The sequence below is a fragment of the Streptococcus pseudopneumoniae genome (assembly GCF_038148935.1).
Classification (GTDB): Bacteria; Bacillota; Bacilli; order Lactobacillales; family Streptococcaceae; genus Streptococcus; species Streptococcus pseudopneumoniae_U.
On record NZ_JBBJZX010000017.1, the window covers coordinates 1 to 20,825 of the forward strand.

General features: G+C 43.3%; 17 protein-coding genes and 1 tRNA gene. 3 read left to right on the forward strand and 15 right to left on the reverse strand.

Annotation, left to right across the window (positions count from 1 at the left end; all coding sequences use genetic code 11):
- Positions 1-155: 155 nt before the first annotated feature.
- Together rpoC and rpoB are read right to left on the reverse strand one after the other, a co-directional pair.
- The gene (gene rpoC / locus WKI42_RS03220; RefSeq protein WP_000228746.1) at positions 156-3,833 is read right to left on the reverse strand and encodes a DNA-directed RNA polymerase subunit beta'; all 3,678 of its coding nucleotides are present in this window, start codon (positions 3,831-3,833) and stop codon (positions 156-158) included.
- 32 nt (positions 3,834-3,865) lie between these two features.
- Complete coding sequence (rpoB, locus tag WKI42_RS03225; RefSeq protein ID WP_368081165.1) at positions 3,866-7,477, reverse strand: DNA-directed RNA polymerase subunit beta; 3,612 nt, start codon at positions 7,475-7,477, stop codon at positions 3,866-3,868.
- 423 nt (positions 7,478-7,900) lie between these two features.
- Between rpoB and WKI42_RS03230 the strand changes: the two genes are divergently transcribed.
- Positions 7,901-7,971, forward strand: a tRNA-Cys gene (locus WKI42_RS03230).
- A 188-nt stretch (positions 7,972-8,159) separates the two neighbouring features.
- Here the strand turns inward: WKI42_RS03230 and WKI42_RS03235 are convergent.
- From WKI42_RS03235 to WKI42_RS03285, 11 genes are all read right to left on the reverse strand, one after another.
- Entirely contained in the window at positions 8,160-9,491 is a 1,332-nt protein-coding gene (locus WKI42_RS03235; RefSeq protein ID WP_368081166.1) for a hemolysin family protein, read from the reverse strand.
- A gap of 153 nt (positions 9,492-9,644) precedes the next feature.
- Positions 9,645-10,469, reverse strand: a complete 825-nt coding sequence (locus WKI42_RS03240) for a DNA/RNA non-specific endonuclease (protein WP_368081167.1) — start codon at positions 10,467-10,469, stop codon at positions 9,645-9,647.
- Between the two features lie 38 nt (positions 10,470-10,507).
- The gene (locus tag WKI42_RS03245; protein WP_050236587.1) at positions 10,508-10,702 is read right to left on the reverse strand and encodes a DNA-directed RNA polymerase subunit beta; all 195 of its coding nucleotides are present in this window, start codon (positions 10,700-10,702) and stop codon (positions 10,508-10,510) included.
- Positions 10,689-11,972 carry a UDP-N-acetylglucosamine 1-carboxyvinyltransferase gene (gene murA, locus WKI42_RS03250; RefSeq protein WP_173212201.1) on the reverse strand — a complete coding sequence of 428 codons (1,284 nt, stop codon included), beginning with the start codon at positions 11,970-11,972 and terminating at the stop codon, positions 10,689-10,691. Before murA ends, WKI42_RS03245 begins: the two co-directional genes overlap by 14 nt.
- Positions 11,973-11,995: 23 nt before the next feature.
- A complete protein-coding gene (locus WKI42_RS03255) occupies positions 11,996-12,226 on the reverse strand; it encodes a DUF1146 family protein (RefSeq protein ID WP_078156193.1) in 231 nt (76 codons plus the stop codon).
- 57 nt (positions 12,227-12,283) lie between these two features.
- Positions 12,284-13,321, reverse strand: a complete 1,038-nt coding sequence (locus WKI42_RS03260) for a SepM family pheromone-processing serine protease (RefSeq protein WP_057488226.1) — start codon at positions 13,319-13,321, stop codon at positions 12,284-12,286.
- A complete protein-coding gene (gene coaD, locus WKI42_RS03265; protein ID WP_057488225.1) occupies positions 13,305-13,793 on the reverse strand; it encodes a pantetheine-phosphate adenylyltransferase in 489 nt (162 codons plus the stop codon). Before coaD ends, WKI42_RS03260 begins: the two co-directional genes overlap by 17 nt.
- The gene (gene rsmD / locus WKI42_RS03270; protein ID WP_000706954.1) at positions 13,783-14,322 is read right to left on the reverse strand and encodes a 16S rRNA (guanine(966)-N(2))-methyltransferase RsmD; all 540 of its coding nucleotides are present in this window, start codon (positions 14,320-14,322) and stop codon (positions 13,783-13,785) included. Before rsmD ends, coaD begins: the two co-directional genes overlap by 11 nt.
- Positions 14,323-14,489: 167 nt before the next feature.
- On the reverse strand, positions 14,490-15,482 hold the full coding sequence (gene asnA, locus WKI42_RS03275; RefSeq protein ID WP_000748003.1) for an aspartate--ammonia ligase: 993 nt from the start codon (positions 15,480-15,482) through the stop codon (positions 14,490-14,492).
- 109 nt (positions 15,483-15,591) lie between these two features.
- The gene (locus tag WKI42_RS03280; protein ID WP_001016913.1) at positions 15,592-16,275 is read right to left on the reverse strand and encodes a Bax inhibitor-1/YccA family protein; all 684 of its coding nucleotides are present in this window, start codon (positions 16,273-16,275) and stop codon (positions 15,592-15,594) included.
- Between the two features lie 55 nt (positions 16,276-16,330).
- Positions 16,331-17,071, reverse strand: coding sequence for an RNA methyltransferase (locus WKI42_RS03285; RefSeq protein ID WP_368081168.1), 741 nt, complete (start codon positions 17,069-17,071; stop codon positions 16,331-16,333).
- A gap of 33 nt (positions 17,072-17,104) precedes the next feature.
- On the opposite strand from WKI42_RS03285, the gene WKI42_RS03290 reads away from it, so the two are divergent.
- Both WKI42_RS03290 and yidC read left to right on the forward strand, forming a co-directional pair.
- The gene (locus tag WKI42_RS03290) at positions 17,105-17,383 is read left to right on the forward strand and encodes an acylphosphatase (protein WP_060806084.1); all 279 of its coding nucleotides are present in this window, start codon (positions 17,105-17,107) and stop codon (positions 17,381-17,383) included.
- Between the two features lie 77 nt (positions 17,384-17,460).
- A complete protein-coding gene (gene yidC, locus WKI42_RS03295) occupies positions 17,461-18,387 on the forward strand; it encodes a membrane protein insertase YidC (RefSeq protein WP_368081169.1) in 927 nt (308 codons plus the stop codon).
- A gap of 227 nt (positions 18,388-18,614) precedes the next feature.
- Here yidC and pflA read toward each other — a convergent pair whose 3' ends face one another.
- A complete protein-coding gene (gene pflA, locus WKI42_RS03300; RefSeq protein WP_001288288.1) occupies positions 18,615-19,409 on the reverse strand; it encodes a pyruvate formate-lyase-activating protein in 795 nt (264 codons plus the stop codon).
- Positions 19,410-19,534: 125 nt separating this feature from the next.
- The gene (locus WKI42_RS03305) at positions 19,535-20,785 is read right to left on the reverse strand and encodes a diaminopimelate decarboxylase (protein ID WP_368081170.1); all 1,251 of its coding nucleotides are present in this window, start codon (positions 20,783-20,785) and stop codon (positions 19,535-19,537) included.
- Positions 20,786-20,825: the final 40 nt, after the last annotated feature.

The following is a 20,825-nucleotide window of genomic DNA, read 5'->3' on the forward strand; positions in this document are numbered from 1 at the left end:
ATCCACAACCTCAAAGCAGTGCTTTGAGCGACCTGCGGCTAGTTTCCTAGTTTGCTCTTTGATTTTCATTGAGTATTATTTTACCACATTTCATGGAAAAATGGAGAAAGTTTTCAGAAAAGAGAAAGAGAACCCAAAGGCTCTCTCATTCTCTTTTATTCTACTGTTTCTTCCACAGTTTCAACGGCAGTATCCACAACTACTTCTGTTGTTTCTTCGTTTCCTTCTTCCTCTACTGGAGGATTAAGGTATTCTTCTTCGTTGATAGCATGTGGTTCAAGGTTACGGTAACGGGCCATACCAGTACCTGCTGGGATGATCTTACCGATGATAACATTTTCTTTAAGTCCAAGGAGATGGTCTTTCTTACCACGGATAGCCGCGTCAGTAAGGACACGAGTTGTTTCCTGGAAGGAAGCCGCTGACAAGAAACTGTTAGTTTCAAGTGAGGCTTTGGTAATTCCCATAAGGACTGGGCGACCTGTCGCTGGAACGCCACCTGCGATAAGGACATCTTTGTTGGCATCTGTAAAGTCATTGATATCCATGAGGGTACCCATGAGAAGATCTGTGTCACCTGGATCCATGACACGGACTTTACGGATCATTTGACGAACCATTACCTCGATATGTTTGTCACCGATTTCTACCCCTTGGCTACGGTAAACTTTTTGTACTTCACCGAGGAGGTAAGTTTCAACTGACAAGACATCACGAACTGCAAGGAGGCGTTTTGGTTGGATAGAACCTTCTGTAAGAGCAGCACCACGCGCTACTTGGTCCCCAACTTCTACACGCATACGAGCTGTAAATGGAACGACGTACTCACCTTCACCAGTTTCGCCCTTAACAAAGACTTTCTTGGTACGAGTTGATGCATCTTCTTCGATAGCGGTAACTTGTCCTTTAACCTCTGTGATAACCGCTTCCCCTTTAGGATTGCGGGCTTCAAAGATTTCTTGGACACGAGGAAGACCCTGAGTGATATCGGTATTTGAGGCAACCCCACCCGTGTGGAAGGTACGCATTGTAAGCTGTGTACCAGGTTCCCCGATAGATTGGGCAGCGATTGTACCAACTGCTTCACCAACTTCAACCGCATCACCAGTCGCCAAGTTGATACCGTAACAGTGACGGCAGACACCGTGACGAGTATTACATGTAAATACGGAACGGATAGTCACTTCTTCCACACCAGCATTAACAATTTCACGCGCCTTGTCTTCTGTGATCAATTCATTTGGACCAATGATCACTGCACCAGTTTCTGGATGTTTAACAGTTTTCTTAGTGTAACGACCATTGAGACGCTCTTCGAGAGACTCGATCATCTCTTTTCCTTCTGCGATAGAACGGATCAAGAGACCACGGTCAGTTCCACAGTCGTCCTCACGGATGATAACGTCTTGGGCAACGTCAACCAAACGACGAGTCAAGTAACCTGAGTCGGCTGTCTTAAGGGCCGTATCGGTCATACCTTTACGCGCACCGTGAGTTGAGAAGAACATTTCGAGTACTGATAAACCTTCGCGGAAGTTTGAAAGGATTGGCAATTCCATGATACGTCCGTTCGGAGCAGCCATCAGACCACGCATACCGGCAAGCTGTGAGAAGTTTGAGATGTTACCACGGGCTCCAGAGTCCATCATCATAACGATTGGGTTCTTAGGATCTTGGTTGGCAATCAAGCGTTTCTCAAGTTTTTCACGGGCAGCACGCCATTCAGCTGTAACGGCATTGTAACGCTCGTCGTCTGTAATCATACCACGACGGAATTGTTTGGTGATTTGTTCTACACGTTTGTGTGATTCTTCAATGATTTCAGCCTTGTCATCAACGACTGGGATATCGGCAATACCCACTGTCAATCCTGCAAGAGTTGAATGGTGGTAACCGAGGTTCTTCATGCGGTCAAGTAGGGCAGAAGTTTCTGTCGTACGGAAACGTTTGAAGATTTCAGCGATGATATTTCCAAGATTTTTCTTCTTGAATGGAGGGTTAAGTTCAAGATTGCTGATAGCTTCCTTGATATCTCCACCAAGTGGCAAGAAGTATTTAGCTGGAACGCCTTCTGTCAAGTTAGCATTATTTGGTTCTTGCAAGTATGGTAGACCCTCTGGCATGATGTCGTTGAAGAGGATTTTACCAACTGTTGTAAGCAAGACCTTGTGTTTTTGCTCTTCTGTCCAAGGTTTGTTGAGGCTATCTGTTGCGATACCAACACGTGAGTGAAGGTGAACATAACCATTACGGTAAGCCATAACCGCTTCGTCACGGTCTTTGAAGACCATTCCTTCACCTTCACGACCAGCTTCTTCCATGGTCAAGTAGTAGTTACCCAAAACCATGTCCTGAGATGGAGTAACAACTGGTTTACCATCTTTCGGGTTCAAGATGTGCTCAGCAGCTAGCATCAAGATACGAGCTTCTGCTTGGGCTTCTTCTGAAAGCGGTACGTGGATGGCCATTTGGTCCCCGTCAAAGTCGGCATTGTAGGCTTCACAGACAAGCGGATGCAAGCGAAGGGCCTTACCATCAATCAAGACTGGCTCGAAGGCTTGGATACCCAAACGGTGAAGGGTCGGTGCGCGGTTCAAAAGCACTGGGTGTTCTTTAATCACTTCTTCAAGGATATCCCAGATACGTTCGTCTCCGCGTTCCACCAAGCGTTTAGCTGCTTTGACGTTTTGCACGATGTCACGCGCAACGATTTCACGCATGACGAATGGTTTAAAGAGCTCGATCGCCATTTCACGTGGCACACCACATTGGTACATCTTAAGAGTTGGACCAACGGCGATAACGGAACGTCCTGAGAAGTCAACACGTTTACCGAGCAAGTTTTGACGGAAGCGTCCTTGTTTACCTTTAAGCATGTGGCTCAATGATTTCAGTGGACGGCTACCTGGTCCTGTGATTGGACGACCACGACGACCATTGTCAATCAAAGCGTCAACCGCTTCTTGAAGCATACGCTTCTCATTTTGAACGATGATACCAGGCGCATTCAACTCAAGCAAACGAGCCAAACGGTTGTTACGGTTGATAACACGACGGTAAAGGTCATTCAAGTCAGATGAGGCAAAACGGCCACCATCCAACTGCAACATTGGACGAAGATCTGGTGGAATAACTGGAAGGATGTTGAGAATCATCCATTCAGGTTTGTTTCCAGACTTGTAAAAGGCATCCAAAACATCCAAACGACGGATGGCTTTGACACGTTTTTGTCCAGTAGCTGTTTTCAACTCTTCTTTGAGTTCAGCAATTTCTTTTTCAAGATCTACTTGTTTCAAAAGGTCTTGGATAGCTTCGGCACCCATCTTGGCAACGAATGAACCATAACCATACTCACGCAAGCGCTCACGGTATTCACGCTCTGTCATGATAGACTTGTGCTCAAGTGGTGTATCCTTGGGATCAATCACCACATAAGCCGCAAAGTAGATAACTTCCTCGAGGGCACGGGGACTCATATCAAGGGTCAAGCCCATACGGCTTGGAATCCCCTTGAAGTACCAGATGTGAGATACAGGAGCTTTCAACTCGATATGCCCCATGCGCTCACGACGAACTTTTGTACGCGTTACTTCAACCCCACAACGGTCACAAACAATCCCTCTATAACGAATGCGTTTGTACTTACCACAAGCACATTCCCAGTCTTTTGTAGGACCAAAGATGACTTCATCAAAGAGTCCTTCACGTTCTGGTTTCAAAGTACGGTAATTGATTGTTTCAGGTTTTTTGACTTCTCCATAAGACCATGAACGGACTTTACTTGGAGAAGCTAGGGTTATTTGCATACTTTTAAAACGATTTACATCAACCACTATTTCTTCCCTTTCTATTCTAAGTGAACTGCTTATTCTTGTTCAGCAGCTTCTTCTGTTGCTTCCGCTTTTGTTGCTTTCTCAGCTTCTTCAGCTTCAAAGGCTGCTTTAGCCTCTTGTGCTGCTTTTTCGCGGGCTTTTTCAAGGTCATCTACGTGGATGACATCTTCGTCCATTCCTTCATCCAAGTCGCGAAGTTCCACTTCTTGGTCATCTTCGTCAAGGACACGCATATCAAGACCAAGAGATTGCAATTCTTTGACAAGAACTCGGAAGGATTCTGGAACACCTGGTTTTGGAATTGGTTTTCCTTTTGTAATAGCTTCATAAGCTTTCAAACGTCCGTTGATATCGTCAGACTTGTAAGTCAAGATTTCTTGAAGGACATTTGATGCACCGTAGGCTTCAAGAGCCCAAACCTCCATCTCACCGAAACGTTGTCCACCAAACTGAGCTTTACCTCCAAGTGGTTGTTGGGTAACGGTTGAGTATGGTCCGACTGAACGCGCGTGCAATTTATCGTCAACCATGTGGTGGAGTTTGATCATGTACATGACTCCGACAGAAACACGGTTATCAAACGGTTCCCCAGTACGTCCATCGTAAAGGATTGTTTTGGCATCGCTATCCATACCAGCTTCTTTAACAGTTGACCAAAGGTCTTCAGAACTTGCTCCGTCAAAGACTGGTGTTGCGATGTGAATACCAAGAGTACGAGCAGCCATACCAAGGTGAAGCTCCATAACCTGACCGATATTCATACGTGATGGCACCCCAAGTGGGTTCAACATGATATCGACTGGAGTTCCGTCTGGAAGGTAAGGCATATCTTCTACAGGAACAATACGAGAGACAACCCCTTTGTTTCCGTGACGTCCGGCCATCTTATCTCCGACCTTGATCTTACGTTTTTGAGCGATGTAGACGCGAACCAGCATATTAACACCTGATTGCAATTCATCTCCATTTGCACGTGTAAAGATCTTAACATCACGAACGACACCATCGGCACCGTGTGGTACACGAAGAGAAGTGTCACGCACTTCACGAGATTTATCTCCGAAGATAGCGTGCAAGAGGCGTTCTTCAGCTGAAAGGTCCTTCTCACCCTTAGGCGTTACTTTACCTACAAGGATATCACCTTCTTTAACCTCAGCACCGATACGGATAATACCCATTTCGTCAAGGTCTTTAAGGGCATCTTCACCAACGTTTGGAATTTCACGAGTGATTTCTTCAGGCCCAAGCTTTGTATCGCGTGTTTCTGATTCGTATTCTTCAAGGTGAACAGATGTGTAGACATCGTCTTTGACCAAGCGTTCGCTCATGATAACGGCATCCTCGAAGTTGTAACCTTCCCAAGTCATGTAGGCAACGATTGGGTTTTGTCCAAGCGCCATTTCTCCATTTTCCATAGAAGGTCCGTCAGCGATGAAATCGCCTTTTTCAACGACATCGCCAACTTTTACAAGCGTACGTTGGTTGTAAGCAGTACCTGAGTTTGAACGACGGAATTTTTGGATGTGGTAAACGTCCAATGAACCATCTTCACGACGAACTTCTACCTTGTCAGCATCTGCGTAAGTAACTTTACCATCATACTGAGCAATCACAGCCGCTCCAGAATCGTGGGCTGCTTGGTATTCCATACCAGTACCAACGTAAGGTGCTTGAGGATTGATCAATGGCACAGCCTGACGTTGCATGTTGGCTCCCATGAGGGCACGGTTGGAGTCATCGTTTTCCAAGAAAGGAATACATGCTGTCGCAACGGCAACTACCTGTTTTGGTGAAACATCCATGTAGTCAACAATATTAGCTGGATACTCTTGGTTAACCCCTTGGTGACGTCCCATGACAATCTTCTCAGCAAATGTTCCATCTTCATTCAGACGAGAATTAGCCTGTGCTACAGTAAATTCATCTTCTTCATCGGCTGTCAACCAAACGATTTCGTTGGTAACAACACCTGTTTCACGGTCAACTTTACGGTATGGTGTTTGAACAAAGCCATACTTATTCAAGTGTCCGTAAGATGACAAGTTATTGATCAAACCGATGTTAGGTCCTTCAGGTGTCTCGATTGGACACATACGGCCATAGTGAGTGTAGTGCACGTCACGTACTTCATATCCAGCACGGTCACGTGTCAAACCACCAGGTCCTAAGGCTGACAAACGGCGTTTGTGAGACAACTCAGAAAGCGGGTTGTGTTGGTCCATGAACTGTGACAACTGTGATGAACCAAAGAATTCTTTCACCGCAGCTGTTACAGGACGGATATTGATGATTTGTTGCGGTGTCAAGACTTCATTATCTTGAACAGACATACGTTCACGGACATTACGTTCCATACGAGAAAGTCCAAGACGCACTTGGTTGGCAAGCAATTCACCAACCGCACGGATACGACGGTTCCCAAGGTGGTCGATATCATCTACACGGCCAAGTCCTTCAGCCAAGTTGAGGAAGTAGCTCATTTCAGCAAGGATATCTGCAGGAGTGACGATACGAACCTTGTCATCTGGATTAGCATTACCAATGATAGTTACGACGCGGTCTGGATCAGTTGGTGCAACAACCTTGAATTTTTGAAGAACAACTGGCTCAGTCACAACGGCTGCATCATTTGGAATGTAGACAATCTTGTTCAAATCACCATCCAAATAGCTTTCAATACTTTCAATCACGCTACGAGTCATGATTGTTCCAGCTTCTACCAAGATTTCTCCTGTTTCAGGGTCTACCAATGGTTCCGCAATTGTTTGGTTGAGCAAACGTGTTTTAACATTGAGTTTTTTATTGATTTTGTAGCGACCAACGGCTGCCAAGTCATAGCGACGTGGGTCAAAGAAACGAGCCACAAGCAAGCTACGTGAGCTTTCAGCTGTCTTAGGCTCACCTGGGCGAAGGCGTTCGTAAATTTCTTTCAAGGCTTCGTCGGTACGAGAATCCATTGGGTTCTTGTGGATATCTTTTTCAACAGTGTTGCGAACCAATTCGCTGTCACCAAAGATATCAAAGATTTCATCATCACCTGAGAAACCAAGGGCACGAACCAAGGTTGTAAATGGAATCTTACGAGTACGGTCGATACGAGTGTAGGCGATATCTTTTGAGTCACTTTCAAGTTCCAACCAAGCTCCACGGTTAGGGATAACAGTTGAACCGTAGCCCACTTTACCATTTTTATCAACTTTATCGTTAAAGTAAACACCTGGTGAGCGGACCAACTGAGATACGATGATACGTTCACCACCATTGATGATGAAGGTACCCATTTCTGTCATGATTGGGAAATCACCAAAGAAAACTTCTTGGGTTTTGATTTCGCCTGTTTCTTTATTGATCAAGCGGAAGGTTACAAAAATTGGTGCTGAGTAGCTAGCATCATGGATACGAGCTTCTTCTAGCGTGTATTTTGGTTCTTTGATTTCATATCCAACAAATTCCAACTCCATTGTGTCTGTGAAGTTTGAAATTGGCAATACATCTTCAAACACTTCCTTCAGACCATGGTCTAGGAAAGCTTTGAATGAGTCAGTTTGAATTTCAATCAAATTTGGTAAGTCAAGAACTTCTTTGATTCTTGAAAAACTACGACGGGTACGATGTTTCCCGTATTGAACGTCATGTCCTGCCAAGATGATTCTCCTTTGTAAATAAGTTCCAAGCCTTGTCAATCAGGCTTTCTAATCGTCATATGGTTGTAAAACCCCTATCACCGTGTCCTTTTGATAAATTTTCAGAATCTTTAAGTCTTTGTTACAAGTGCTCAAAATCCTGAAAAAAAGCACAAAAAGAGCAGCTAAATCTGACTTTTTCAGAAGATTTAACTGCTGTGAGCCTTGTCTGGACAATATTTCAGACAAAACCTACGACAAATGATTACTCATATTATACCCTATTTAGTTAGATTTTTCAAGGGGATTCAGTAGGTTTTTGGTGAATTTTTTCCATTTTTTCCTATAGAAAACTTGGCATCACATTCGAATCACACTATGGTACAAAAAACTGAAAAAGCTATTGACTGAAAATCATTTTCAAGGTATAATAATAAACGTTAAGGCGGTATAGCCAAGTGGTAAGGCACGGCTCTGCAAAAGCTTGATCGTCGGTTCAAATCCGTCTACCGCCTTCTATAACTTGATTTATCAGGTTTCAAATGAACAGAAAGCCCAATTTGAAGGGCTTTTTTATTTTTTTCTTCGGATAAATACGGATAATTTTGAAAAACTTTTGGGGCAAAGTTCTTCCCATGACATAATTCTCTCATGAAATCAACTGAAAAAAGCTTTGTCACGCCTGGTGACAAAAGCCTCTAGTTTATTCTGTTTCTTCTTCTATTTCGACTTCTGTGATTTGGACTTTTACCTTGGTAACACGTCCATTTTTCACTTTATCATTGGTTAAGATAAGCTGTTTGTTTTGGCTGACCACTTCATGGCTGAGTTTCTCAGTCGTTGGAATGGTCCCCACTCCTGTCAAATAATAACCAGCGATGGTATCAACGTCATCACTTTCCAGTTCAACATCAAAGTAATTATTGAAATCATTGAGGGTCATAGTTCCTTGAACAATGTAGGTATCCTCACCAATCTGATGAACATCTATTGCTGCTTTGTCCGTTTCATCATCAATTTCCCCAACAATTTCCTCTAAGAGGTCTTCCAAGGTCACCAAACCAGCCATACCACCGTATTCATCCAGCAAGATTGCCATTTGTCTTTGGGTATTGCGCAATTCTTTTAGCAAGTCATCCACAAAAATAGTTTCAGGTACAAAAAGTGGATCTTGTAAAATTTTCTTCCAAACAATATTATCAAAACCGTCCACAAAACCAGCCTTAAGGAGACTCTTGGTGTGAATGATTCCAATTACATTGTCCTTATCCCCATCATAAACCGGGATACGAGAATAATTTTGTTTTAAAATACTTTGGATAATGGCTTGACTATCATCCTGAATATCCACCATAAAAGCATCTGTCCGAGGAACCATAACCTCTCGTGCCATCAGTTCATCGAGCGAAAAGACACCTTGTAGCATCTCAATCTCATCAGCATCCAACGTTTCTTCACTATTTGTCAGCATATAGGCAATTTCATCACGGGTCATCTTTTCATCCGCATCATCGAATGACATCGGAGTCAAATGGCTCAAGAAATTGGTCGAAGCAGCTAAAAGCCAAACAAAAGGACTGACTAGTTTTCCGATCCCAATGATAACCGGCGCTGTACGAATTGCCAAGGCATCCTTTAGATTAAGAGCGATTCTCTTAGGATATAATTCCCCAAAAACGATGGAAATATAGGTCAAAAATGCCAAGGATAGAAAAGTTGCCACGGCTTGTGCTGTTTCGCCATTCCCAAGCCAAGAGGCAATCACACGCCCTAGAGTATCAGCTAAACTCGCCCCTGATAAGATTGTAATCAGGGTGATTCCTACCTGAATGGTTGATAAAAAGTGGTTAGGATTTTCTAGTACCTTCAGCAGGCGGATGTAGCGTCTGTCTCCTTCTTCCGCCTTTTGTTCAACCCGCGCACGATTAAGAGAAACCATGGCCATTTCTGTGGCTGAGAAAAAGGCATTTAATACCGTCAAGATAAACAACAAAACAAATTGTAGCAACAAATTCTGACTACTTGGGTCTTCCATAGTTCTTCTCCTAAAATAGTATCTTATCCTTTATTATATCACAAAATTTAATCCAGTACATATTATTTTTTTCTTAGTACCTATTCTAGCCCTGCTTAAACTAGAAAAAAGAACTCCTACATCCATAAGTGACATAGGAGTTTATCTTATCTTTTACTGAGTAACAGTCACTTCTCCAGTTCGGTAATCCAGTTGAAGTCCCTTTTGGACATTGGGAACTAGAACATTGAATTCCAATTCTCCATCCGAAGACTTGGCTTCAATCTGTGAAGCTGAGGGAACTAAATCCTCGTTTGAAGCGTAGTAAAGGGTTACACGGTAACGGACACGCTTGTTTTGGTCCAAGGCTTTACGCACCTTACTTTCATAGTAGTTTTGACCAGTCGAATCCTCGGCTTGTGCCTGATTTGCCCAGGCTGTCTGAACAGCAATGTTTTTAGGATTGCTTGTTGAGGCGTCAAAACCATCCAAGCCACCGATTAAGGCATAGCCTAACAAGTGACCTCTATCGACTGCATGGGTATAAGAGCCCTTTAGATTCTTGACCTGATGCCAACCTGGCGGAGTCCAAGAAGTTGAACCATTCCCAGTTTCTTCACGATTCTTGTACTGGCGAGTGGCCTTAGACAAGAGGGCATTAGCCACGGTTGGTACCGTTTCCTTACCCACTGTCTTTGTCTTATTATCAGCGTAGGGCTTACTTGAAACCTTGGCATTTAGATTTGTTTTATTACCATTGACGATAAAAGCACCTGATCCGTTCCACTCAAGACTCCCTTTTATTTGGCTTTTGACTGCATCTGTTAAGACGCTTTCTGCCAATTCTTGACCAGGCGCGTCTGGTGATTGACTTTTCTGACTTATTTTTGTCTTAGCAGCCTGATTGCCTAGTTCATTCTGCTTAATATAATAGCTCCCTGTAGATAAGAGCAATAACACTAGCAGTCCAATCAGTGTCTGTCTTGTTTTTTTGTTCATATTTCTCCTTATCTTTAGAAAAAGGCTGGTCTCCCAGCCTAATTTCCTGTAAATTTATGAATCAATTCCTGCCATTTTGCTGGAGACAGGATGGCCCATGGATCTTGACCCTTGCCCAAGATTCCATAGCCGACCATTAAGCCGATTCCTAGGGCTAGAAGCCCTAAAATCAGTACCAAAATAACTAAAAGTAAACGCTTGATTACGTAGCTTGATTTCTTATTCTTCTTCATCACTTGCCTCAATCCGCTGAATCTTAGCACCTAGCTGCTCCAACTTCTCATGGAATCGGTAGTAACCTCTATCCAAGTGAACCAATTTACCGACCACAGTTTCTCCCTGTGCTACCAAACCTGTCAAAATCAAGGCTGCACTGGCACGAAGGTCAGTTGAAAGAACTTCTGCTCCCTGCAAAGCCTGTCCACCAACAATACGAGCTGTATCACGGATAATTTCCGAGTGCAAGCCCATGCGTCGCATTTCTTCTAGGTGTTGGAAACGATTTTCGAAAACTGTCTCCACCATGGTTGATTCGCCTTTTGCGACTGTCATCAAGGCTGTAAATTGAGCCTGCATATCTGTTGGAAATCCTGGGTGGGGCAAGGTTTTTACATGAACAGCTTTTAGATTTTCTAGTTGAGAACGAACACGAATTCCTTCAGTCTCCTCTGTCACTTCCACTCCCATTTCAAGCAATTTGGCAATCAAGGGACGGTTGTGCTCCCAAACAGCGTCTCGAATCAAGACATCACCACCAGTCATGGCAGCAGCTACCATAAAGGTTCCTGCTTCGATACGGTCTTGGACTACATTGTGAGTCGTACCATGAAGTTTCTCAACACCAGTAATGGTAATAGTCTCTGTACCAGCCCCTTTGACCTTGGCTCCCATTTCATTGAGGAGAATGGCTAGGTCGACAATCTCAGGCTCACGCGCAGCATTTTCAATCACTGTGACCCCATCAGCCAGAGTCGCTGCCATCATCAAGTTCTGCGTAGCACCAACACTTGGAAAGTCCATATAGATATGGGCACCATGTAAGCGATCAGCCTTGGCTTCGATATAACCAGCAGTCTGGCTAATCTTAGCCCCCATAGCTTCCAGACCTTTCAAATGAAGATCGATAGGGCGACTACCAATCGTACAACCACCTGGCATGGATACTTTGGCATGACCTACACGGGCAAGGATTGGCCCTAATACAACGATGGAGGCGCGCATCTTGCTGACATACTTATAAGGGGCTTCCTCAGTGATGTCGCCAGTAGCATCCACCTCAACAAGATGGGCTTCCTCATCAAAGTCAACCTTGGCATTCAAACCACCAACTACCTGATTCATAATAAAGACATCCGACAAGATCGGTACATTCTGTAAGACTGTCTTTCCTTCACTTGCTAGAATAGTCGCTGCCAACAAGGGCAAGACTGCATTCTTTGCTCCTTCGATGGTTACACTTCCTACCAGACGATTATCGCCACCTTGAACCACAATTTTGTCCATACTCGTTTCCTTTACATTTGATTTTATAATAATCCTCTAAGCGCTTCTTGCCACAACTGATATAGGCCGATAAAGAAAGAACTCATGATATAGCCCATGACAATGCTGAAAAAGGCTACTAGTAAACGAACTTTTCCTGTATTCTCAGTTGTCACTTTTAAAACCTTTTCCCATCTAACAAGATTCTTTAAAAGGTAAAAACTCACATAAATAAAGAGCATGTGACTGCTTAGAGTGAATAATAATTGAACCATTTGACTATTATACCATCTTCTCTGTTTGTGCGCTAATTTGGAAACTTCACTTAAAAACTAGGGATTGTTTTTCAAGTAATCAATTGCATCTTGTAGGGTTTTAACAGGCACGATTTTCATATCTGTCTTGATTGTTTTGGCTGCTTCTAGGGCTGTTTGGTAGTTGTTTTTTGCATCCGGGTGTGCTTTTTGTTCTTCTTCGCTAACAGGGTTATCAGGGGCAAAGAAAATAGCGGCACCTGCTCTAGCCGAAGCTACAACTTTCTTGTCAATACCACCAATATCCCCCACATTGCCATCGCGGTCAATGGTACCTGTACCGGCAACAATACGACCATTACGAAGACCTGGGTGAGCTATTTGAGTATAGATAGCTAAACTAAACATGAGGCCAGCACTTGGACCGCCAATACCAGCTGTTGAAAAACTAATTGGGACATTGCTGATTACCTCTGTACGATCAATCAAGCCGATTCCAATCCCATTTTTTCCATTTTCCAAGCTGATAATCTTTCCTTCTGCAGACTTGGTTTGCCCATCCTCTTCATAGGTGACCTTGACGGAGTCCCCTAATTTTTGAGAACTGACGTAATCAATCAAGTCTTTAGAACTATCAAAGGTCTGATCATTGACTGCTGTGACCGTATCAGAGATATTGAGAATCCCTTTAAAGGTTGAATTATCCGTCACATTCAAGACATAAACCCCAAAATACTTGAGTTCGATATCCTTACCAGCTGTTTTTAGACCTTGATACTTGGCCATATTTTGCGATGTTTGCATGTAGAATTGATTGATCCGCATAAATTCAACATCGGAAGTTCCACCTGTGGTCTCCTGGGCACTACGAATATCTGTAAAAGGCGTCAACCAAGCATAAACCATATGGGCTAAAGTGGCATGCTGGACACCAACCGTAACAAAGTGATAGGCACCAGCCGCCTGATCTTCTGTGTCATTTACTTTAAGGACTTGGCGAATATCTTCCGAACCACCTGGAACCTCTATATAGTAGGGCAAAGGCACTACAAATGCCAAGAAGGTCACAATCAAGGCCGCAATGACATATAAGGGCCATCTAATCTTTTTTTTCATTTCTTATTTCCTCCAAAATACTCTCAGGAACATAGCAAGCAACATCCTGACCAAACTTCAATAGCTCTCTAACACCTGATGAACTGAGATAGAGATGTTCAGGTCGGCTATGTAAATAAATAGTCTCTATATCAGGAGACAGCTGATGGTTGTAGTAATCAAAACTGGCTTCATATTGCAAATCCGACGCATTCCTCAAACCTCTCACTAGGCAAGTAGCCCCCAGTCTTTTCGCAACATCAACCACCAATTCATCATGAGAAGACACAACTTCAACATTTTCCAAATGTTTCAAAGCTGTTTCTAGCCCTCGTTTACGATTTTCGATAGGGAGAAATCCTTGTTTGTGGGGATTAAAAAAAATACCCACATAGAGCTTATCAAAAAGTCTGCTCGCCCGTTCAATGATATCCAGATGCCCATTTGTCATCGGATCAAATGAGCCTGTGAATAAGCCAATCTTATCTGACATAGACTGTCACCTTACTAATTCCATAAATTTTTTCCTTCCAGATGCCCAGGCAGGCAATTTCTTCTGGAAGTTCAACGGCTTTATCCGTCTCACACACGACCATGACATCTTCAGAAAAAAGCTCCCTCTCAGCCATTTTTTCAATATCTGCTACGATTTGTTCCTTGGCATAAGGAGGGTCTAAGAAAATGAGATCGAATTCCCCAGATACCTGTTCCAATGCCCTTTCTGCATCCATCTTGAGGAGTTGAAATTTTCCAACTTCCTTGGTCATCTGAATATTTTCAGCCACGATAGCCTGAGCCTTACGGTCTCGTTCCACCAAAACAGCGCTGGACATGCCACGCGATACTGCCTCGATAGATAAACCACCACTACCTGCATAAAGGTCCAAGACTCGTCCCCCTTCAAAGTAGGGACCAATCATGTTAAAAATAGCTCCCCTAACCTTATCTGAAGTAGGTCTTGTCGTCTTGCCTTCTAGTGTCTTGAGGGGACGTCCCCCATAGATTCCTGATACGATTTTCATACCGTTTATTATACCAAATTATAGACAAAAAGAGAAAGAAGAGGCTGGCTAGTACTAAATTCGAGGATAAAATTCAGAAAATCTGTCTATAATAAAACGCATAACATCAACCTTTACTGAACTGATATTATGCGTTTTTATCATTTTGAAACTTTTAAAATCCTTATCTACAAAATATTTTCGTAAGTATCGCGGACTTCTTGAGGCCAAACACTTGTTTGCACTTCTCCGATGTGTTTCTTGCGAAGTAGAAACATAGCCATCCGAGATTGTCCAATTCCCCCACCGATTGTCAATGGGAATAGGCCGTTCAACAAAGCCTTGTGCCATTCCAATTCCAAGCGGTCTTCATCACCTGTGATGGCAACCTGACGGCGAAGAGTTTCTTCATCGACACGGATTCCCATAGAAGATAGCTCAAAGGCTCCACCCAGAGACTCATTCCAAACAAGAATATCGCCATTCAGACCCTTGTAGCCATTTTCAGACTCACTTGTCCAGTCATCGTAGTCTGGTGCACGTCCATCGTGCGGTTTACCATCTGGCAACTCGCCACCGATACCGATCAAGAAGACTGCTCCAAATTCTTTACAGATCGCATTTTCACGTTCTTTCGGTGTCAAGTCTGGGTAGCGTTCTACCAACTCTTCTGTGTGGATAAAAGTGATTTGTTTTGGCAAGATTGATTCGATGTCATAGCGGGCTTCAACAGCCAGCTCAGTAAGGCGAATAGCCTTGTAAATCTTCTCAACTGTTTCTTTTAGATAAGCGATGTTACGTTTACCATTTGGGATAACCTTCTCCCAGTCCCACTGGTCAACATAAACAGAGTGGGTCGCATCCAACGAGTCTTCGTCTGGACGAAGAGCCTTCATGTGGACGAAAAGCCCTTCACCTTCACCGAAGCCAAAACGAGCCAAGGTATGGCGTTTCCATTTAGCAAGAGAGTGCACCACTTCATAAGTAGCATCAGGGATTTGGAGAACCTTGACCGATACGGCATTCTCAACACCTGATAAGTTGTCCTGCATCCCGTCACCGACCCTACTCAAGATAGGACCTTGAACTTCGACAACTTCTAACTTATCTTTCAAATACTGGGTAAAAGTGTTTTTGACAAAGGAAATTTCTTCTTGTTGGTGGATAAAACTTTTCTTCATAGGCTACTCCTCAAAAATTAGTTAAAAGCATTATACACCTATTTCCAAGAAAAGAAAAGAGAAAATATAAAAAATCAGTGTTCCTTGGAACACTGATTTCATGGACCTTTTAGTCATTACGACCGAAGATACGTAAAATACTTAGGAAGAGATTGATAAAATCAAGATAGATACTGAGAGCCATTGACACAACCCAACCTGTCGCTACACGACCTTGTGATTGTTCATAGGCAAGGCGAATCTTTTGGTTATCCCAAGCAATCAACCCTGAGAAAACCAAAACCATGGCCACGCTAATCATATAATCAAAGAAGCCACTAGCCAAGAAAATATTGACTACCATAGCAATCAGTAAACCAATGAGAGCTGCCATCATTGCTCGACCAATCCCACTCAAGTCTTTCTTGGTGAAGATACCAACTGCCGCCATGACAAAGAAGAGAAGGGCGCTTGATACAAAGGCAGATAAAACTGTACCTGGAGTATAGAAAGCCACCACAAAACTAAGGGTAAAGCCGTTTAATACTGAGTAAAGTAAAAATACTGGAAGAGCCGCTGGACTATTTCTTGAAGCCATGCTACTGGCAACGAAAACTAAGGCCAACTCCGCAAAAGTAGCAATGGTCAACCAGAGACGCCCCTGCATCAAAAAGTAAACCAACTGAGACTGAAAGACCGTCAACATAAGGCCTGATACCAAAGCAGATAGTCCGATTCCCAGACCAACAAAGGCATAAACCTTAGCGTAAAATTGATTGAGACCTGCACGGTCATGTATAATAGTGTGATTCATCCTTTTCTCCTTTTCTATGAACATCTTTCCTTGATTATAACAAAAAAAGTTAAAATTAGCTTAAATGGAAGATTAAAATACCGGCTGCAACGGCAACATTCAAACTCTCTGCCTTCCCCTTCATGCTAATATGGACCAATTGATCTGCACTTTCAGCCATGAGGGAACTAATTCCTTGACCCTCATTTCCCATGACTAGTACAAAATTTTCTATAGGAGGCAGTTCTCTGTAATCAACAGAATCTTTAGATAGGGTTGTTGCCAGCACTGGGATACCTGCCTCTTTGGTTTCCTTAAGAAGCACTTGACTCGACATCCGGTAAATATGCAGATGAAAATGACTGCCTTGCATGGAACGTAAGGTCTTGAGACTGTAAATATCTGCCGACTTATCTGAAACAATCACGCCTGTAAAACCTGCTGCATCCGCAGTCCGAATGATCGTTCCCACATTCCCAGGATCTTGCACAGCTTCCAAAAACAAGAACTTGCCCTGACTCAAATCAGCTTGTCCTACTTCTTCTTTTTGAACCACGGCAACAATGCCCTGTGGAGTCTGAGAATCCGCCAAATCTAGCAAAATATCCTCTGACACCCAGACAGTTTGCGGAAAAGCAGCTAACTGATCTCGGTAATTTTCTAAGGCAAAGATTTTCTCAATCGTCACCCCAGCTTGGACAGCTTCTTCAAACAAGTGCCAGCCTTCAATCAAATAGGCAGACTTGCGGTATTTTTTTTGGTGTAATTTCTTGGCATTTTTTACCACAGAATTGGCTTTTGAGGTTATAATAGTCATAGAAATATTATAACACAATCAAAGGGGTTTGGTATGCAAAAGGTTAGAATGATTGCCCAAGGTAGGGTGCAGGGAGTCGGCTTTCGTTGGGGTGTTTACAGCTTGGCACTTGAAATTGGTGGCATCACAGGTCGGGTATGGAATAACGACGATGGCACAGTGGAGATCTTAGCCCAAGCAGACTCAGCTGCTATCATGGCAAAATTTATCCAAGAAATCCGAAAAGGACCGACACCTTTTTCAAAAGTCAGCTACTTAGATGTCAAACTAAGCAACTTTCCTCCCTACTCTGACTTTAAAATCGCAAATTAGGTCTCCAGAACTATTGTATATTTTGTAAAAAAACAGTAGAATAGAAAGGTATAATTTTTAAAGAAGGAATAAAAACAGTGAAATCTATTAAACGTTTTGCACTCTCAGCTATGGGAGTGGCTATGTTGCTTGTTTTGACTGGCTGTGTTAGCGTCGATAAAGCAACAGGACAGCCAACAGGAGTCATTTGGAATACTATCGGAGCGCCTATGGCTGAAGCTATCAAGTACTTCGCTACTAATCAAGGTCTAGGCTTTGGTGTCGCTATCATCATCGTAACCATTATCGTGCGCTTGATTATCTTGCCACTTGGTATCTACCAATCATGGAAGGCAACGCTTCACTCTGAAAAGATGAACGCCCTCAAGCACGTCCTTGAGCCACACCAAACTCGTCTCAAAGAAGCAACTACTCAAGAAGAAAAACTCGAAGCCCAACAAGCTCTCTTTGCTGCTCAAAAAGAGCACGGCATCAGCATGTTTGGTGGTGTAGGATGTTTCCCTCTCCTCCTTCAAATGCCTTTCTTCTCTGCAATTTACTTTGCTGCCCAACATACTGAAGGGGTTGCTCAAGCAAGTTACCTAGGCATTCCTCTAGGTTCTCCAAGTATGATTTTAGCTGCCTGCGCTGGTGTCCTTTACTATCTTCAATCGCTCCTTTCACTTCACGGAGTAGAAGATGAAACGCAAAGAGATCAAATCAAGAAAATGGCTTACGTGAGCCCAGTCATGATTGCCGGCTTCTCCCTCATCTCACCAGCTAGTGTCACACTTTATTGGGTTGTCGGTGGTTTCATGATGATTCTCCAACAGTTTATCGTCAACTATATCGTTCGTCCAAAACTTCGCAAAAAAGTCCGTGAAGAACTGGCGAAGAACCCACCAAAAGCAAGTGCTTTCTCTAAACCAAGTGGACGAAAAGACGTTACCCCTGAACAACCAACTGCTATCACAAGCAAGAAAAAACACAAAAATCGCAACGTTGGAAAACAACGTTCGAGATAAGAAGAAAAAGGCTTAGCTGATTTGCTAAGTCTTTTTTGCAAGTCATACTCTTCGAAAATCTCTTCAAGCCACGTCAGCTTCGCCTTGCCGTATGTATGGCTACTGACTTCGTCAGTTCTATTCACAACCTCAAAACCATGTTTTGAGCAGCCTGCGGCTAGCTTCCTAGTTTGCTCTTTGATTTTCATTGAGTATCAAAAGCCCGATGTTTCCATCAGGCTTCTTTTTTATCCATGTACACGTTTCATATAGTCTTGATAACTTTCGGTATCCATGAGTTTTTTAGCGTTCTTTACGCGATCTGCTGTTGGTGGTTTAACCCCTTCGAGTGAATAAGGAATTCCCAGTTCACGCCATTTGAACTCACCCATAGTGTGATAAGGCAGAATTTCAAACTTATCCACATTTTTGAGGGTCTTGACGAACTTACCAAGTTCAATCAAGTCATCGTCTCTGTCTGTCAATCCTGGAACTAACACATGGCGAATCCAGACAGGTTTTCCAATATCTGATAGATACTGGGCACAGGCCAAGATATTTTTATTGGTTTGGCTAGTGACAATCTTGTGCTGTTCTTCGTTGATTTCCTTGATATCCAAGAGGACCAAGTCAGTGACAGCCATGAGTTTGTCAAACTTTTCAAGGTAACGTGGTTTATTACGGAAAGGCAGTGCACAGGTATCCAAGGTACAGTGGATTCCTTGTTCCTTGGCCTTGGTAAAGAGGGCAATCAAGAAATCAATCTGCAAGAGGGCTTCTCCTCCACTGACTGTAATCCCCCCCTTATTTCCCCAGAAACCGCGGTAGCGCAAGGCCTCTGTCAAGACATCATCTACCGTCCGTTCACGTGATTTATTGGACTCCATAGCCCAAGTATCCGGGTTATGGCAATACTGGCAACGCATGTGACAGCCCTGCAAAAAGACAATAAAGCGAATACCAGGCCCATCTACTGACCCAAAGCTTTCTGTCGAATGCACCATTCCTGTCACTTGTCCATAATCAATTGTTTCTTCAGACATATCGTTACCTTCCTTGAAAACGTTTTATAGTTTTATTATATCACGACTTGAAGGAAAAACAAGATTTTTGCCTATTTTTTAGAAAGCAATCTGTTTTTCAATTTCATTTTCAATTACTTATCATTTCATTCTTCAAAATCAAAGCCATACAAGGTTGCAAAATAGTCCTCAGGGCGCTCTGCACGGCGGATTTGACGGGCTTTACCTTCTTCGGTATAAAGGATTTCCGCAGAACGAAGTTTGGCGTTGTACTGGTAGCCCATTGAAAATCCGTGGGCACCTGTATCATGAATTACCAGCAAATCACCGATTTCTGTATGAGGCAGTTCGCGATTCACTGCAAATTTATCATTGTTTTCGCAGAGTGAGCCGACCACATCTACCACTTCAGCTGGTCCATCTGGATGGGTCACGTTAGTAATATGGTGATAGGCTCCATACATGGCTGGACGCATGAGGTTGACTGCTGATGCATCCACACCCAGATAGGTACGGTAGGTTTTCTTCTTATGAGTAACTCTTGTGACCAAAGCACCGTGAGGGGCTAACATAAAGCGACCCAATTCTGTGAAAATCTTGACCTGACCAAGACCAGATGGCGTAAGAACCTCTTCATAAACCTTACGAACTCCCTCACCAATCAAGGCTATGTCATTTGGTTCCTGATCAGGACGATAATTAACACCAATACCGCCAGAAAGATTGATAAAGTCTAGCGAAATACCCAACTTTTCCTTGATTTCAACAGCCAATTCAAAGAGCTGACGGGCCAACTCTGGATAATAGAGATGGGTCACCGTATTGGATGCTAGGAAGGAGTGAATCCCAAAGGTCTTAGCTCCTTTTTCCTTCAAAATCGCAAAGGCTTCAAAAAGCTGGTCCTTAGTCATGCCAAACTTGGCTTCTCCAGGATTGTCCATAATGTCTGTTCCTAGCTCAAAAACGCCTCCAGGATTGTAACGACATGAGATGATTTCTGGAATGTCTGCTGCACGCTCCAAATGTTCAATATCTTCAAAGGCATCCAAGTTAATGGTCGCACCCAATTCACGCGCATAGGCATATTCCTTGTCTGGCGTGTTGTTTGAAGAGAACATAATCTCAGAACCGGGGAAATCCAGTTTATGGCTCATCAGGAGCTCCACATAACTAGAGCAGTCCACGCCACAACCTTCCTCTTGGAGAATTTTCAAGATAGCTGGGGTTGGAGTAGCCTTAACTGCAAAATATTCCTTAAAGCCCTTGTTCCACGAAAAGGCTTGGTTGACGGCTCTTGCCTTCTCACGAATCCCCTTCTCATCATATAAGTGAAAGGGAGTTGGGAACTCGGCAACAATCTTTTCTAAATCTTCTTTATTGATAAATGGTGTTTTCATAAGCTTCCTTCTATTCTATTTGCAAAGAAAGGCTGGGACA

Coding starts and splice junctions, on each gene's coding strand:
- coaD (WP_057488225.1), bottom strand. CDS start 13,793: ATGTCAGATAAGATTGGCTTATTCACAGGCTCATTTGATCCGATGACA.
- WKI42_RS03290 (WP_060806084.1), top strand. CDS start 17,105: ATGCAAAAGGTTAGAATGATTGCCCAAGGTAGGGTGCAGGGAGTCGGC.
- murA (WP_173212201.1), bottom strand. CDS start 11,972: ATGGACAAAATTGTGGTTCAAGGTGGCGATAATCGTCTGGTAGGAAGT.
- WKI42_RS03285 (WP_368081168.1), bottom strand. CDS start 17,071: ATGACTATTATAACCTCAAAAGCCAATTCTGTGGTAAAAAATGCCAAG.
- WKI42_RS03260 (WP_057488226.1), bottom strand. CDS start 13,321: ATGAAAAAAAAGATTAGATGGCCCTTATATGTCATTGCGGCCTTGATT.
- WKI42_RS03305 (WP_368081170.1), bottom strand. CDS start 20,785: ATGAAAACACCATTTATCAATAAAGAAGATTTAGAAAAGATTGTTGCC.
- WKI42_RS03240 (WP_368081167.1), bottom strand. CDS start 10,469: ATGAACAAAAAAACAAGACAGACACTGATTGGACTGCTAGTGTTATTG.
- WKI42_RS03255 (WP_078156193.1), bottom strand. CDS start 12,226: ATGGTTCAATTATTATTCACTCTAAGCAGTCACATGCTCTTTATTTAT.
- WKI42_RS03235 (WP_368081166.1), bottom strand. CDS start 9,491: ATGGAAGACCCAAGTAGTCAGAATTTGTTGCTACAATTTGTTTTGTTG.
- pflA (WP_001288288.1), bottom strand. CDS start 19,409: ATGTCTGAAGAAACAATTGATTATGGACAAGTGACAGGAATGGTGCAT.
- asnA (WP_000748003.1), bottom strand. CDS start 15,482: ATGAAGAAAAGTTTTATCCACCAACAAGAAGAAATTTCCTTTGTCAAA.
- WKI42_RS03245 (WP_050236587.1), bottom strand. CDS start 10,702: ATGAAGAAGAATAAGAAATCAAGCTACGTAATCAAGCGTTTACTTTTA.
- WKI42_RS03280 (WP_001016913.1), bottom strand. CDS start 16,275: ATGAATCACACTATTATACATGACCGTGCAGGTCTCAATCAATTTTAC.
- rsmD (WP_000706954.1), bottom strand. CDS start 14,322: ATGAAAATCGTATCAGGAATCTATGGGGGACGTCCCCTCAAGACACTA.